At 65.3% G+C, this 14,165-nt stretch carries 13 protein-coding genes; 5 read left to right on the forward strand and 8 right to left on the reverse strand.

What is annotated here, in order from left to right; all coding sequences use genetic code 11:
• Positions 1-6: 6 nt before the first annotated feature.
• The 3 genes from CYD53_RS21410 to CYD53_RS21420 all read left to right on the forward strand — a co-directional run bounded on the left by CYD53_RS21410 (position 7) and on the right by CYD53_RS21420 (position 3,739).
• Positions 7-942 (forward strand): ABC transporter permease, encoded by a 936-nt coding sequence (locus tag CYD53_RS21410; protein ID WP_103720126.1) that lies wholly within the window; start codon positions 7-9, stop codon positions 940-942.
• A gap of 96 nt (positions 943-1,038) precedes the next feature.
• Positions 1,039-2,607, forward strand: a complete 1,569-nt coding sequence (locus tag CYD53_RS21415) for an ABC transporter substrate-binding protein (protein ID WP_103720127.1) — start codon at positions 1,039-1,041, stop codon at positions 2,605-2,607.
• A 253-nt stretch (positions 2,608-2,860) separates the two neighbouring features.
• Positions 2,861-3,739, forward strand: coding sequence for a metallophosphoesterase family protein (locus CYD53_RS21420; RefSeq protein WP_103720128.1), 879 nt, complete (start codon positions 2,861-2,863; stop codon positions 3,737-3,739).
• A gap of 48 nt (positions 3,740-3,787) precedes the next feature.
• On the opposite strand, the gene CYD53_RS21425 is transcribed toward CYD53_RS21420, so the two are convergent.
• Positions 3,788-4,600, reverse strand: a complete 813-nt coding sequence (locus CYD53_RS21425) for a class I SAM-dependent methyltransferase (RefSeq protein ID WP_103720129.1) — start codon at positions 4,598-4,600, stop codon at positions 3,788-3,790.
• A gap of 345 nt (positions 4,601-4,945) precedes the next feature.
• Here CYD53_RS21425 and CYD53_RS21430 point away from each other — a divergent pair, with 345 nt between their 5' ends.
• Together CYD53_RS21430 and CYD53_RS21435 are read left to right on the forward strand one after the other, a co-directional pair.
• A complete protein-coding gene (locus tag CYD53_RS21430; protein WP_069690505.1) occupies positions 4,946-5,209 on the forward strand; it encodes a hypothetical protein in 264 nt (87 codons plus the stop codon).
• A 551-nt stretch (positions 5,210-5,760) separates the two neighbouring features.
• Positions 5,761-6,666, forward strand: coding sequence for a S1C family serine protease (locus tag CYD53_RS21435; protein ID WP_103720253.1), 906 nt, complete (start codon positions 5,761-5,763; stop codon positions 6,664-6,666).
• A gap of 284 nt (positions 6,667-6,950) precedes the next feature.
• Here the strand turns inward: CYD53_RS21435 and CYD53_RS21440 are convergent, their stop codons facing one another.
• The 7 genes from CYD53_RS21440 to CYD53_RS21470 all read right to left on the reverse strand — a co-directional run bounded on the left by CYD53_RS21440 (position 6,951) and on the right by CYD53_RS21470 (position 14,006).
• The gene (locus tag CYD53_RS21440; RefSeq protein ID WP_103720130.1) at positions 6,951-7,865 is read right to left on the reverse strand and encodes an aldose 1-epimerase; all 915 of its coding nucleotides are present in this window, start codon (positions 7,863-7,865) and stop codon (positions 6,951-6,953) included.
• An 8-nt stretch (positions 7,866-7,873) separates the two neighbouring features.
• Complete coding sequence (locus CYD53_RS21445; protein ID WP_103720131.1) at positions 7,874-8,698, reverse strand: NAD-dependent epimerase/dehydratase family protein; 825 nt, start codon at positions 8,696-8,698, stop codon at positions 7,874-7,876.
• Between the two features lie 2 nt (positions 8,699-8,700).
• Positions 8,701-9,561: an SMP-30/gluconolactonase/LRE family protein gene (locus CYD53_RS21450; protein WP_103720132.1), complete on the reverse strand. Its 861-nt coding sequence runs from the start codon at positions 9,559-9,561 to the stop codon at positions 8,701-8,703.
• Positions 9,558-10,763 (reverse strand): mandelate racemase/muconate lactonizing enzyme family protein, encoded by a 1,206-nt coding sequence (locus CYD53_RS21455; protein ID WP_103720133.1) that lies wholly within the window; start codon positions 10,761-10,763, stop codon positions 9,558-9,560. Before CYD53_RS21455 ends, CYD53_RS21450 begins: the two co-directional genes overlap by 4 nt.
• Before the next feature lie 215 nt (positions 10,764-10,978).
• A complete protein-coding gene (locus tag CYD53_RS21460; protein WP_103720134.1) occupies positions 10,979-12,166 on the reverse strand; it encodes an extracellular solute-binding protein in 1,188 nt (395 codons plus the stop codon).
• Positions 12,167-12,392: 226 nt separating this feature from the next.
• Complete coding sequence (locus CYD53_RS21465) at positions 12,393-13,091, reverse strand: GntR family transcriptional regulator (protein WP_103720135.1); 699 nt, start codon at positions 13,089-13,091, stop codon at positions 12,393-12,395.
• A 213-nt stretch (positions 13,092-13,304) separates the two neighbouring features.
• On the reverse strand, positions 13,305-14,006 hold the full coding sequence (locus CYD53_RS21470) for a DUF2161 domain-containing phosphodiesterase (RefSeq protein WP_103720136.1): 702 nt from the start codon (positions 14,004-14,006) through the stop codon (positions 13,305-13,307).
• Between the last annotated feature and the right edge of the window lie 159 nt (positions 14,007-14,165).

Here is a 14,165-nt window from a genome sequence, read left to right on the forward strand (position 1 = left end):
GCGGTCATGACCGATACCTTCGACGCCAAGATTCTGGACGCCAATATCGCTTTTCCGCCGCAGTCCAAGCCGCACACGCAGCCCAGGCCGCGTGGGCGCTTCGCCTGGCCGGCGGGCGTGAATGTCCTCGTCGCGGGCGCGGCCCTGCTCGCGCTCATCCTCGTCCTGCTCGCGCTGTTTGCGCCGGCGCTTGCGCCCTTCGAGCCCGACCAGCAGAAGCTGCTCGCCCGCTTGCGCCCGCCGATCGGTTTCGAGCGCGCCAATCCGGCGCATTGGTTCGGCACCGACCAGCTTGGCCGCGACCTGCTCTCGCGCTGCCTCCATGGCCTCAGGCTGACGTTGGCGCTGGCCCTGTTCGGCACGCTGATCGGGCTTGCACTCGGGGTTTCGCTCGGGCTCGTCGCCGGTCTGTTCGGCGGCTGGGCGGATGCGCTGATCATGGGCTTCGTCGACATCATGCTGTCGCTGCCCTTCACGCTCGTCGCGCTCCTCGTCATCGCGTTGGCCGGGACCGATGTCGCGGTGCTGATCTGTGTGCTCGGGATCGCCTATTGGGCGCATTTCGCCCGGCTGGTGCGCGCCCAGGTGCTCGGCCTCAGGGAATTGCCCTTCGTCGAGGCGGCGCGGGCGGCCGGCGCGACGCGCTGGCACATCGCCACCGTGCACATGATCCCCAACATCGTCTCGCCCATCGTGGTGATGGCGAGCCTGAACTTCTCCAACCTGATCCTGCTCGAATCCGCGCTCTCCTTCCTGGGGCTGGGCGTCCAGCCGCCGACCGCGACGCTCGGTTCCATGGTCGGGCAGGGCCGCGACTACATGGCCTCCGCCTCCTGGATCGTGGCGGTGCCGGCGCTGCTGATCGTGCTCGTCAGCCTGGCCGCCATGCTGCTCGGCGATTTCCTGCGCGACCATCTCGACGTGCGCCTGCGCGAACGCTGACGGCCGCCTGCGTTCCAAGTCTGCTTGCCAAGTCTGTCTGCCAAGTCTGCGTCCCACGCCTGTTCCTCTCCCGCTCGTCTCGAAAGGGCAAAAACCATGCTCAAGACCTTGCTGAAGACCGCGCTCACTGCCGCGCTCGCCACCACCGCGCTCACCGGGCTCGCCGCCGCGCAGGAGCTCAAGGTCGGCGTGCAGAACATGGCGCCCTGGCTGGATCCCGGCCGCGATTTCTCCAATGTCGGCTCGCAATTCTATTTCAACGCCTTCGACCCGCTGATCGGCAAGGACGCCAGCCGCGCCGAGAGCGTCTGGCAGCCCGGCATCGCCACGAGCTGGAAGCAGGTCTCGCCGACGCAGATCGAGCTGAAGATCCGCCAGGGCGTGACCTTCCACAATGGCGACCCGATGACGGTGGAGGATGTGGTCTTCTCCTTCGACCGCATCATCAACTCGACCTTCCCGCCCTATACCGTGCGCAAGCGCGACACGCTGCCCAACATGGCCAAGGTCGAGGCGGTTGACGCCGAGACGGTGCGGATCACCGCCACCAAGCCGGAGCCGCTGTTCGAGACCCTGCTCAATGTGCAGCAGGGCATGATCGTGCCCAAGAAATACGTCATGGCCCTGACGGGCGATCCCAATGTCGCCGAGCCCAGCGATTTCGAGGCCTTTGCGCTCAAGCCCGTCGGCACCGGCCCCTACAAGATCACCGAATTCGTGCCCAACCAGAAGCTGGTCTATGAGCGTTTCGACGGCTTCTGGGGCGAGAAGGCGCCGTTCCAGAAGGTCACGGTCCAGCGCATTCCGGAGCTCTCGGGCCGCCTGACCGCGCTGAAGAACGCCGAGGTCGACCTCATCACCAATATCCCGCCCGACCAGCTCGATCCGATCGCCTCTGACGCCAAGCTCAAGGTCGAGGGCATGCAGACGCCGCTCTTCCACGTCGTCATCTTCAACACCCAGAACCCGAAGATGGCCAATCCGAAGTTGCGCCAGGCGCTGTCCTACGCCATCGACCGCAAGACGCTGAACGAGGCGCTCTGGTTCGGCAAGGCGAAGGTGCCGAGCTCGCATACATTCGCGCAGTTCGGCCCGCTCTACATGCCGGAGCTCGACACCTTCGAATATGATCCCGCCAAGGCCAAGGCCCTGCTCAAGGAGGCTGGCTATGACGGTTTCCCGATCCGCTTCGACACCCAGGCCGCCTATTACACCAACGGCCTGCTCGCCGCGCAGGCGATCCAGGAGATGTGGGGCGCTGTGGGCGTCAAGACCCAGCTCAACGTCACCGAGCAATGGACCGGCTCCGAGCCTTCGATGATGGCGCGCAACTGGTCGAACCCGATGTATTTCCCCGACCCCGCCGGCTCCTTCGGCATCATGTGGGCGCCGACCGGCAACTCCGCCTCGGAAGGCCGCTTCAAGGCCGACGAGGCCTATAGCGCGCTGTGGGAGAAGTTCCGCTACTCGACCGATCTCGCTGAGCGCAAGCAGGCCTATGCCGGACTGATGCAGATGATCAAGAACGACCCGCCGGTGCTGCCGCTCTACCAGCCCTATGAATCCTACGGCATGAAGCGCTCGCTTGCCTGGCGGCCGCTGCCCGGACACATCCCCTATGTGCTCGATTTCCGCGCCGGCCGCGTGACGCTGGCGGCCCGCTGAGACTGAGGTTGCCGCCCCTTGCCCGGCTGTTTTCGGGCAAGGGGCGGCGCTCTCCCCTGTCACATCCTCAGCCCTCATCCTGAGGAGCCGCGTCGGCGGCGTCTCGAAGGATGGTCCAGGAGGCTCCGGAACCATCTGGAGCATCCTTCGAGACGCAAGCCGTCGGCTTGCTCCTCAGGATGAGGGCTCGTTGTGGCGATGCAAGCCATCGCCCGCTTTTGCAATCCCCTCCTTCCCCCCCGCGAGCCCCGCCATGAGCAAAGCCCTTCGCCTCGCCTTCGTCGCCGACATCCATCACGGCGAAAACAGCTTCACCAAGATGGGCGCTCACGCTCTGCCGCTGATGGCCGAGTTCCGCCGCTTCGTCGCGCAGGCCAGGCCCGACGCCGTGATCGATCTCGGCGACCGCATCTCGGACCGCGACCATGCGACCGACCTGCGGCTGGAGCAGGAGGTCGCCGAGGCCTTCTCGGCCATTGCCGTGCCGCGCTTCCATCTCTGCGGCAATCATGACCGCGACCATCTCAGCGTCGCCGAGAACGAGGCGATCCTGGGCCAGCCGCTCGGCCATCGCATCATCGATCTCGGCGACTGGCGTCTCGTGCTCTGGGCCGCGGATTCGAAGATCCACCGCCCCGGCGGCTTCGTGCTGCAGGAGGCCGATCTGCTCTGGCTCGCGGCGATCGTGAACGCGGCCGACCGCCCGCTCGCGATCATGAGCCATGTCCCGATCTCCGGTCATGGCCAGACCGGGAACTATTATTTCGAGCGCAACCCCGAATTCTCGACCTATCCCGGCGCGGAGCGGGCGCGCGCCGTGCTGCGCCAGGCCAAGGTCCCGGTCATCTGCCTCTCCGGCCATGTCCATTGGAACACGCTGACGACGGTCGACGGCATTCCGCATCTGACGCTGCAATCGCTGACCGAAAGCTTCACCACCTTGCCGGAGCCGGCCGGCGCCTGGGGCCTGCTCGAACTCGATGGCGCGATCGCCTGGACCGTCCATGGCAAGGACCCGTTCTCGGCGCGGATCGAGGCGGCGGAGACCCTGCGTCGCTGGATGACGCCGCTGCAGCCCTTCCACGAGCATCCCGAGCTGCGCCTGCGCCGCCTGGCGCTCGCGGCGGAGTAGGCTGCGTCCAAGCGCCGATATCTGTCCCGGCGCCCGCTAGAAAACGCCCTAAACTACGGCCAGGATGACATGGGCTTGAATTTTGGCGGCGACCTCGCCGCTGCCATGTCTGTCTGCAATTGCGGATGTGACGTAGTCGGTCGCGGCGTCCAGTTGCCCTGCGCCTCTGGCCTCGATCTCGTTGCGAAGCGGAGTTCCCTGGCAATACGCGATGGCTGGAAGGCGCGGCGAGGCTGCACGGCTCTGCTCGGCTCTCGTCTCGATCTCTACATGGGAGAAGCCTGCCTTCTCCAGTTCGCTGCGGATCAGCGCTGTGTCGTGGTAGCCATGTGGCGTGCGCGCCAGAAAGCGCGGCGGATCCTCTGGAAAAAGCCTTGCGAGAGCATGCGTCACGTCATCGGCTAATACGTTCTCCTCGATGCGATCCCAGACGTTGAACAGGAAATGCCCTCCGGGCTTCAGGACGCGCCTGGCTTGCCGGTAGGCAGATATGCGGTCGGGAAAGAACATCGCGCCGAACTGGCAACACACCAGGTCGAAGGCCGCATCTTCAAAAGGCAGCGCCAAAGCATCCGCCTGGCGCCATGTGATGCGTTGATCGGGAGCTTGCCGCGAGGCGGCATAGTCGAGCATCGGCTGGTTCAGGTCGGTGACGACATAGCGCGCACTGGGGGACAGTTTTGGCGCCAAGGCGCGGGTGACGACCCCGGTGCCCGCGGCGATTTCCAGGACGGTGCTTGGCGACAGGGACGCTGCGCGTTGTGCCAGGTCTGCGGCGAAGGGCTCGAAAATCAGCGGCACCATATGGCGGTCGTAGTTTTCCGGAAGCGAGCCGGCGAAGACCTTGTCCGTTTCCAACATCGCTATCCCCCGCCATCGGTTTGAAGCCTCGCGAGATCAGCCGATGCGAGACCGGCATATGATCATGTGCGTCGGGTGGTTTTCGACCGGGAGGCACCCAGCAGCACGCGGACTTATGTCGGCTATAGCTCTGCGACAGCCGAGCCTAAGGCCGGGCTGCCGAAATCCATCATAACAGCCGCGGACGTTCGCCAATAGCGCCCAGGCGGGTGATTCAGACTCCCAAACGAGTATCTCTCATCATACGCCGCCGGGCAGGGCAGGGCCGGGAGTGTCGACGACAAGGCATATTTCGTTGGTGCTCCGAGCCCGTTGTGTCATAGGCAGTCCTGAAACGGAGACACAATGGCCGAGATAACGATCACGCTGCCCGACATCGCGACATGGACAAAAGCCGTGCTCGTCGAGGCAGGAATTCCCGCCGGGGCAAAATTCACGTCGGTCCGCTTCCTGAAAGGCGGCACGAAGATCGGCCAGTCGACAGGTATGTCGGACACCTTGATTGCTCGCCTGATGTGCATCAAGCGCGGCGGCGGCGTCACAGACGCTAAAATGAACAAGGTTCTGAGCGGCTATGTGTCGTGCACCTTGGTGGCGATGATCGACTGATCGTCGCTTTGCTGTCGGCCTCGTTGCGCGAGGGCGAACCATTTGTCCTCGCGACTGGCTGTGGCCCAGGCCATTGCATTGGCGTAGGGCGATTTTGGGCGTAAGGCAGTCATGTCGCTCGCTGCTGGCCTGCTCTGGCCAGACTTGCGACGTCCTCGGTCGAGCTACCCATAGCTCCCATGGAAGGCGGCTCCGCAGTGATGCGGGGCCGTTTTCGTTCCGGCCCGCAGCATGGAGCCGGGCCGCGCTCCTGCGAGCTGAAGCGCGAGATTGCAGCGTGGAGTCAGCGAAAGACCGCCGATGGCGGCGGCATCGATCATGACCGGGCCTGCAACGGCCGCATCATCACGAGATCCCGGCGGAGGTGAAGCGATGCCGTCGGCGCAAGCCGGCGCGTCGCAGCCTTCGGGAGCTCGATCGTCTCCTCCAAGGCCTTGTTTCCTCCAAGGCCTTGCGATGGTCCCGCCGCTTCATACCTTTCAACAGGCGTATCCAGCCTCTGTTGCCGCGCGCGGCTTGCGCGTGGCACGGCCTCCTTTCAGGATGGAATGATGAGTTTCGGCCCGGCCTTGCAATCGATCGTGGGCGTTCGCGCCTCGATCCCGGACGACGCCTTCACGGCTGCCACCCTGGGCACCCGGAGGGAGGGCAGCGGCGTCGTCATTCGGGACAACGGGCTGGTGCTCACCATAGGCTACCTGATTACCGAGGCCGAGGATGTCTGGCTGACGACCCAGAGCGGCCGCGTGGTTCCCGCCCATGCCTTGGCCTATGACCAGGAAACCGGCTTCGGCCTGGTGCAGGCGCTTGATCGGCTCGACCTGCCCGCGGTGGAGTTCGGTACCGCAAGCCAGGCTGAAATCGGCGACCCGGTCGTCCTCGCCGACGGAATCGGTCAGGTGGTGCGGGCGAACATCGTGGCCAAGCAGGAATTCGCCGGCTACTGGGAGTATCTGCTGGATGAGGCGATCTTTACCGCTCCCGCGCACCCGTTCTGGGGAGGCGCCGCGCTGATCGGAGCGGACGGCAAGCTTCTGGGCATCGGCTCGCTGCACCTGCAAATGGGCCGGGGCGAGGAAATCTCGGAGGTCAATATGATCGTGCCGATCGATCTGCTTCCGCCGATCCTGAACGACCTGCTCGCCCGGGGCGGCGTCGACAAGCCGCCACGCCCCTGGCTCGGGGCCTTCTCGGCCGAGAGCAATGGCGAGGTCGTGGTGATGAGCGTGGCTGAGGGAGGCCCCGCGGCCCGGGCCGGCATGCGTCCCGGCGACATCATCTCGGATGTTCGCGATGGCGAGATCGATGGTCTGGCCGATTTCTACCGGAAAGTCTGGGCGAGCGGGCCGGCAGGATCGGAGGTTCCGATCAGGGTCGTCCGCAATGGCCGTGAAACCTGGCTTCGCGTGAAGTCGGCCGACCGCGGCAGCTTTCTGAGAAAGCCGCATCTCCAGTAGCGTGCAGGGGGCCTTGTGGTGAAGGCCCGTCCCAAGCTCGCAATGGCGACGGAGCCTCGACAGAGAACCCTCTCCTGTAAGGAGAGGGCAGGGTGAGGTGTAGGCCGTTATCCGCTGGGGCGCGGCCTCACCGCCGCGTGCGGTTGGCTTTGCACTTTACTGGTCCAGGGGCCGACACCTCATCCCTGCCCTTCTCCTTACAGGAGAAGGGTTCCCCGCGCCTCTCGCTGAAGCGCGCGCCGAAGCCCTGCCGGCTTTCGCCGCGCCTCAGCCATAAGCCAGCCTCAGCGGCCGTCGGCATTCAGACCGTTCATCGCGGACGCAGAGATACGCATTGTCCCGGCAAGGACCTCGCCATGTCCAAGCACGGCGAGTTTGCCATGCTGCGCGAGATCGCTGCGATTATGTGCGTCCGGTATATGGCTGACCGGCTCGATGCAGACGAAATCGCGATCCGGCCCGACATAAAGATGCAGGTTTGAGAAGGCCTCCTCGCCACGCAGCTTGATCGAGAGGCCTGCGCTGGGGCGTTCCAGCGCGACGAGCCGCGGCTCCCAACTGGAATAGTGAGCATCGAAGCCTGCGACATCCACGAGCGCTAGGCCTGCGCCGAGATCAGGCGCGGTTTGCACCGGAATGAATCGCAAGGGCAGGTATCGGTCATCCGATTCCGAGCGGTGAGCTGCGGAGAAGCGCAGCCTCGCACCGGCCTCCAGCCGAAAATAGGGATGCAAGCCGACCCCGAAGGGCATCGCCGCGCCGCGATTGGTGATGGCAAGTCGCACCGCCACTCCTCGGGCGTCGACGATGATGTCCTGCACCAGATCATAGGCGAAAACCTCGCCGCGCTGGCGATGCAACAGGCTGATCGCGCCTTCACCCCGGGACAGGATCTCGAAGGCTGCGAAGCGCGAGAACCCGTGGATTGCACATCTCTCCTGAGGCCGGTTGATCGGCAGCGCGTAGTCATGGCTGGCATAACTGAAGCTGCCGCCGTCGATGCGATTGGCGAAGGGCGCCATCGGAAAGCAGCCGACGGGCGAGGGTTCGCCTGGGATGAGCGCTGTGTCGTCGCAGCCGCGCAGAATGTCGATCAGCCGGCCGTCGGGATGCCGCCAGCTCAGAGCGGTGAGGTTGGCGCCGTAATCCGGATTGACGGCGAGTTCATAGCCATGGGCCGCAAGCGTGATCCGCGACATCTCGCCTCTCAGCCCTGTCGGCTATAGCCGATGCCGCAATGGGAGCCGCCCTGGAAGCGGCGGGTGACCGCGTCGCCTGCCTCGGGCTCCACCTGATCGGCGAAGTCCTCGGTATTGTCCTGCGGCACGAAACCGATCCGATGAGCGTCGTCGCCCGTCCACCAGCGGCGCGTATTGGCCGAAATCCCCCATACGACACCATAGCCGACCTCCGGCGCCGCCAGCGCGGCCAGCACGAGGCGGACGAGATCGGGATAGGACAGCCAGGTCGCGAGGTGGCGCGTGTCCAGCGGCTGCGGCAGGCAGGAGCCGATGCGCAGATGGACGCTCTCGATGCCATGCTTGTCATGGTAGAGCCGGCCCAGCGCCTCGGCATAGACCTTGGAAACCCCGTAATGCCCATCCGGCCGGCAGGGGTCGGCGATCGTCAGCGGCTGCTGCCTGCGCGGGTAGAAGCCGATCGCATGGTTTGAGCTGGCGAAGATGACGCGGGCCCGGCGCTTGCGCGCCAGTTCGAAGACATTCAGCGTGCCCCCGATGTTGACCTTCAGGATCGCCTCGGGGTCCGTTTCGGTGTTGATGCCGCCGAAATGCACGATATCGCTCACGTCGTCGGGGCAAGCGGCCGCAAGAGCTGCCTTGTCGGTGATATCGGCGGCCGCAAAACGCGCTCCGCCAGGCAGCGGATCGGGAAAGGGCAGGAGGTCGCTGAGAAGCAAGCGGTGACCGGCGGCACTGAGGCCCGGCGCGAGCACGCGTCCCAGCGTGCCCGACGCCCCCGTCAGCAGCACATGGCCGGCTGCCGCCGGGCGATGCCGTGATGCCGGGGCCATCGTCAAAGCCCCTTCATGCGCGCAATCGGCACGCCGGCGACGGGCGCTTCCGCGATGAACAGGTCGCCATCGCCCGGGCCGGGCAGGGGGCCGATGCTGAGCGACGTCACCGCCAGCATCTTCAATCCCGGTCCACAGAAGCCCGGCATGGTCGGCGCCTTGCAGGGCACTGGATGGCGCGAGACCAGCGTTCCATCCGGGGCGAAGCGATTGAGCATGCCGGCAGAGACCCCGGCGCTCCAGTAATGCGCCTGCACATCACAGGCGCCGCCATCGGGCCGTCCTGTCGCCTCGTCCAGCGTCGCGAAGCGGCGTTTGCCGGATAATTCGCCGGCCTGCGGGTCGAAATCATAGGCGTCGATGGTCGGGCCGCGTGAATCGCTGTGATAGAGGACGCGGCCATCCGGCGACCAGGCGAGGCCGTTCGAGACCTTGATCCCGCCGAAAAGCGCCTTGACCGCACCATCGGCCGAGACCTGGTAGAAGACGCCGAGCGGCTCCTTCTCGGGGCGGTCATCCATGCTGCCGAGATAGAAGCGGCCGTCAGGCCCGACCTTGCCGTCATTGAGGCGGTTGGTCTCAGGCTCCGCCGTCCCGGCAAAGCGGCTGAGCGTGCCGCTATCGGGGTCGAACAGCGCGATCTCGCGCCCGAGCGCCAGGATCAATCGGCCGCTCTCGGTGAGGCCGAAGGACCCGACCGGCTGCTGGAAATTCCAGCTGGCTTTGCGCGTGCCGTCGAGCGCGATGCCATGGATCGCCGGTGCCAGCACGTCGCAGATGAAGAGGATGTCGCGCCGCTCGTCCCAAAGCGGACATTCGCCGACGCGACAACCGAGGGCGGAGAGCGTGCGGAAGGCGATCACAGATCGGCCCGCCTTGTCTTCTGGATGATCGCATCGGGATGTTCGAGCACGTAGGGGCTGAGTTCGAGGCCAAGCCCCGCGCCTGCGAAGGGGTAGACATGCCCGTCCTCGATGCGCGGCATCACCGTGACGAGGTCGCGATACCAGGAGCTGTAATAGGCCCTGACGGATTCCTGGAAGATGGCATTGGGGAGGTTCATCGCGAGATGGATCGAGGCGGCGAAGACGACAGGGCCGGTGCAGTCATGCGGCGCGACCGGGCGCTGGAACGCCTCGGCCATCGTGCCGATCTTCTTCGCCTCGCTCAGGCCGCCGCACCATGACACATCGAGCATGACGTAGTCGGCCGCTCCCTTGCGCAGCAGTTCGAGAAACTGCGACCGGGTGGCGACGGTTTCGCTGGCGCAGACCGGCAGGCCGGAACGCTGCGCGTAGATGGCGAGCGCGTCCGGGTCCTGCATCTTGATCGGATCCTCGGCCCAGAACGGCCGGAATTCCTGAAGGCCGCGAGCGATCGCCAGCGCCGATGGCAGGTCCCACATCGAATGCAGCTCGACCATCACCTCCATCCTGTCACCGACGGCGTCGCGGATCTGGCGGAAGGGCAGGAGCGCCTTGTCGAGATCGGCCCGGTGGATGAAGTTGCCGCCGCTTTCGACCGCGTAGGGGTCGAAGGGCCAGATCTTCATCGCCGTGATGCCTTCCTCGAGCAGGCTCTGCGCCAATGCGCCGGCATCGCGATGGAAGGCGATCTGGTCCTCATAGGGACCCTCCGCCGCATGGTCGCCGGCACCGATGTAACGGCGCGCACCGCTCTTGTTGTAGGTGTATCCGGCGCAGGTGTTGTAGGTGCGGATGCGCTGCCGTGAGAGGCCACCGAGCAACTGGTGGATTGGCTGGTTCGTCGCCTTGCCGAAGAGATCCCAGAGCGCGATGTCGACGGCCGACGCCGCACGCATCTCGACGCCCGAGGAGCGGAACCCGACATAGGTCTCGATCAGCAGCTTCGAGATCGCGTCGATTTCCAGCGGATCGCGGCCGATGAGGAGCGGCGCGACGTCGCTGTGCAGATAGCGCGCGACCGCATCCGCGCCACGGAAGGTCTCGCCGAGGCCGATCAACCCCTCATCGGTATGGATCTGCAGCCACAGGATGTTCTTGAGGTAGGGGAGCTGGATGGTTTCGAGCGCTGTGATTTTCATGGGCCGGTATCCGTGAGAATGCGGGCGAGGCCGGCGCGGAGACGCGACCTCGCGACGGTGTCAGGGCGTGTGCCTTTCAAGGCGCCGTTCAGGACGATGCGCAGCCGTGACGGGCATGATGGCACGCGCGGCATGCTTTGGCGGAGAGGCGCCCGCCGCGACGGCGGACGCTCCATGGCGAGGCCAGATACGACCGTCATGTGAGAACGCGGCCGTTATTTGGAGCCGATTTCTTCGTCCCAGCGCCTGAAGGCCTGGACGAGCTGTACCGGCTCGAGCGGCAGCTCCTTGGGATTGTCGGCGATCAGCTTCTCGTATTCCGGCCGGCCATATTCGGCGAGCGTGTCCTGGCTTGCCTTGGGCGCCATCGAGAGCGGCACGTCCTTCACCGCCGGGCCGGGATAGAAATAGCCTTCGTCATAGGCATAGGCCTGCTGATCCTTCTTCAGCATGTGGGAGATCAGGTCGACCAGGATGGGAATGCGCTCCGCCGGGAGACCCTTCGGGATGCTGAGATAATGGGCGTCCACCACCCAGCGGAACCCCTTCAGGGTCTGGATCTTGGCGTCCTTCGGCACGATGCCGAGCGCACGCGGATTGATGTCCCATCCTGTCGTGGTGACCATCATGTCGCGGGTGCCATCGCCGAACTCCTTCATGACCGCTCCGGTCCCGGTTGGGTAATACTCGATCTGCTTGTGCAGCTCCTTCAGATAGGTCCAGGTCTTGTCCCAGCCCTTGACCGGATCCTTGGGGTCGGTATCTCCAAGCAGATAGGGCAGCCCCATCAGGAAGGTCCGTCCGGGCCCGGAATTGGCGGGGCGCGCATAGATGAACTTCTTGGGGTTCTGCTTGGCCCAGTCGAGCAGTTCCTCCGCCGTGGTCGGCGGCGTCTTGACGCGCGCCGGCGCATATTCCAGCAGCGGACCGGACGGATAATAGCTGATGACCACGCCGCGGCCCTTGGCCAGGCCCTGCATGCGCCAGGCGGGGTCGAGATAGATCGATTGGAGATCGGGCAGGTTCTTCGCCTGCTCGCCGATGAGATCATAGTAGATGTCGTCGGCGAGGCCGGCGGAGAGCGCATCGGGGCCGATGATCACAAGATCGATGTCGACGCGGTTTGCGCCCTGCTGGGCCTTGATCTTGCTCGGAAGCTCGGGCGACGGAGCCTTGGTGAAGGCGATGCGCGAGACGAGCTCCGGATTGGCCTTGCGGTAATTGTCGAAGGCCGGCTGCGTCAGGGCAAGGTTGCCGGCAGCGTCGACCACGTTCAGCAGCAGCGGGGATTTGGGCTTGGCCAGCTGGGCTGCAGCGGGATGCACGCCGAGCCCGGCCATGCCAAGCCCTGACACGCCAAGCGCGCCGCCGATCAGATGCCGTCTGGAAATGTCATGCGTCATGTTTCCACCCTTTCTGGAACATCGGAGAATTGGTCCGCGGGCGTTGGCTCGTCCGTCGGGGGCCCTTGATGGGCTTCTCGTTCTTGCGGCTAGACCGTCTGCCTTTCCCTCAGTGGCGAATGGCGTTTACGCTCGTGCCGGCTGCCTGCGTCGTGGCGGTTGACGCGATCTCCCGGCGCCGATGAGGCAGAGGTTCCTGCAGGCGCGATTGCGACCCGGCCCATTCTCATTGCCTGTCATCCAGGCGGGCGCGACCGAAAACGGTCTCGATATGGCGCTGTCCGGAGCGGACGATGTGGTCCCGCATGATCCGTTCGGCGGAATCCGGGTCTCCCAGCGCGATGGCGTCGAGAATGGCGCGGTGCTCGGCGAAGGCGCGGCCGCGCTCATCGGCTTCCTGGAGCAGGCCGACGCGCGTGGTGTGATCGTAGATCTGCTGCCGGCTTTGGAGACGCCGCAGATATTCGCAGCCCGAGGCCTCATGGATCTGGCCATGGAAGAGCTCGTTGAGCTCGATCAGCCTTTCGACATCGCCTCGTCGCGTCGCGCTCTCCATATCGGCGACCTGTGCCCGCAAGGCGTCGATATCGGCGGGCGAGGCGCGCTTGGCGGCCATGCGCGCGATCATGCTTTCGAGCGCGGCGCGGGCGAGCGACATCTCCTCGGCCTGCTGTGCGCCATAGGTCACGAACACGCCGCGCCTCGGTTCCGTCCGCACCAGGCCCTCGGTCTCGAGCTGGCGCAAGGCCTCCTTCAGCGGCGTGGTGCTGACGCCGAGATCGCGCGCCAGATCGCGCTCGTTCAAACGCTCCTCGTCGACGAGCCGGCCGGCGATGATCGCCTTGCGCAGATTCTCGTGAACATGGTCGCGCAGATTGATGAGGAAGATCGGTTGGACCGGAGTGACGCGCTCGCCGTGATCCATGCTGGCCTCCGCGATTATCCCGCCCAGTGGCTTCTAATATGAGATATCTGATATTTCAACAGCTACCACAAAGAAGCCGCGGCGCGAGTTGCGCAGTCAGAACAAGGCCGCAGGCGACGCCTCCGTCTCAACATAGCTTTGGGGCTTCGGAGAAGATGAGGCGTGGCGCCTCAAAGGAGCCCGTGCGCGCCGTTTCCGGAATCGATTGCGCCTCTAGCTCGAGGCAGACACATCCATGGCCGGGGTTTCATGCCTTCGGTCAAATGCGGATGGCGGCCACTTCAGCAGCGCGGCGCGGCCGGCCTCCGTGAGCGCGTAGACACCGCGGTCGGCGCGTTCGAACCAGCCATAGACATTGCGATGCAGGATCTTCTGGGCGTCCGGGCAGGATGGCTTGAGGTCGCGCGGCCGCTGCGGCGTCGCCATCATCGCCGCGGCGCAGGCAAGCGCCTGTTGCCGATAGGCGGTCATGATCGGCATTTTCGTGCCGCCGCCTGCGACCGGATCGCCCTGGCGCCGCTTGTGCTCCTCGACGAGCTTCGAGCGGCGCCGGGGATCCTTGCGCGGCGTCGGCGCCGCCGGCGAGACCAGGACATCGACGCGCCCGGACGAGGCGACGCCGAGCAGCCCGAAGCCGAGGCGCCGGCACAGGTTGCGGTACCTGGCATCGCTCTCGCGCCCTTTTCCCCTGGCCGACAGGCGGGCAGCCAGCCAGATCTCGTCGCCGACGCTCATCCGATCGACGCCTTGCAGGACGAGCTCGAGGTTGAAGCTCAGCTTCAGCTCGCCGATCACGACGACGGACGGGTCTCCCTCCTTGAGCCCGACAAGGTCGCATCGCCCGATCTCGCCCTTCACGGCATAGCCGAGGTTCTCGAGAAAGCGCTTGACCGGCAAATAGAGGGTCGTCTCCAACGCGAAATCTCCGGATGCAGCCAAACGCCACTCCCGCAATCGGCTGTCGGGCGATGGGCGGCTGCCGCGACTATGCGGCGGCAGTCGTTTCGGAATGACAAATGGCCCCAGAGCGCTTTCGAGCGAAGTGGACTCCGGTTCGCGTGGAGAAAACGCGTT

The organism is Allobosea psychrotolerans (assembly GCF_002917105.1).
Lineage (GTDB): Bacteria > Pseudomonadota > Alphaproteobacteria > Rhizobiales > Beijerinckiaceae > Allobosea > Allobosea psychrotolerans.

Excerpts from the sequence above, each read along its gene's own strand:
- CYD53_RS21410 (WP_103720126.1), top strand. The coding sequence starts at position 7 with ATGACCGATACCTTCGACGCCAAGATTCTGGACGCCAATATCGCTTTT.
- CYD53_RS21415 (WP_103720127.1), top strand. The coding sequence starts at position 1,039 with ATGCTCAAGACCTTGCTGAAGACCGCGCTCACTGCCGCGCTCGCCACC.
- CYD53_RS21420 (WP_103720128.1), top strand. The coding sequence starts at position 2,861 with ATGAGCAAAGCCCTTCGCCTCGCCTTCGTCGCCGACATCCATCACGGC.
- CYD53_RS21425 (WP_103720129.1), bottom strand. The coding sequence starts at position 4,600 with ATGTTGGAAACGGACAAGGTCTTCGCCGGCTCGCTTCCGGAAAACTAC.
- CYD53_RS21430 (WP_069690505.1), top strand. The coding sequence starts at position 4,946 with ATGGCCGAGATAACGATCACGCTGCCCGACATCGCGACATGGACAAAA.
- CYD53_RS21435 (WP_103720253.1), top strand. The coding sequence starts at position 5,761 with ATGAGTTTCGGCCCGGCCTTGCAATCGATCGTGGGCGTTCGCGCCTCG.
- CYD53_RS21440 (WP_103720130.1), bottom strand. The coding sequence starts at position 7,865 with ATGTCGCGGATCACGCTTGCGGCCCATGGCTATGAACTCGCCGTCAAT.
- CYD53_RS21445 (WP_103720131.1), bottom strand. The coding sequence starts at position 8,698 with ATGGCCCCGGCATCACGGCATCGCCCGGCGGCAGCCGGCCATGTGCTG.
- CYD53_RS21455 (WP_103720133.1), bottom strand. The coding sequence starts at position 10,763 with ATGAAAATCACAGCGCTCGAAACCATCCAGCTCCCCTACCTCAAGAAC.
- CYD53_RS21460 (WP_103720134.1), bottom strand. The coding sequence starts at position 12,166 with ATGACGCATGACATTTCCAGACGGCATCTGATCGGCGGCGCGCTTGGC.
- CYD53_RS21465 (WP_103720135.1), bottom strand. The coding sequence starts at position 13,091 with ATGGATCACGGCGAGCGCGTCACTCCGGTCCAACCGATCTTCCTCATC.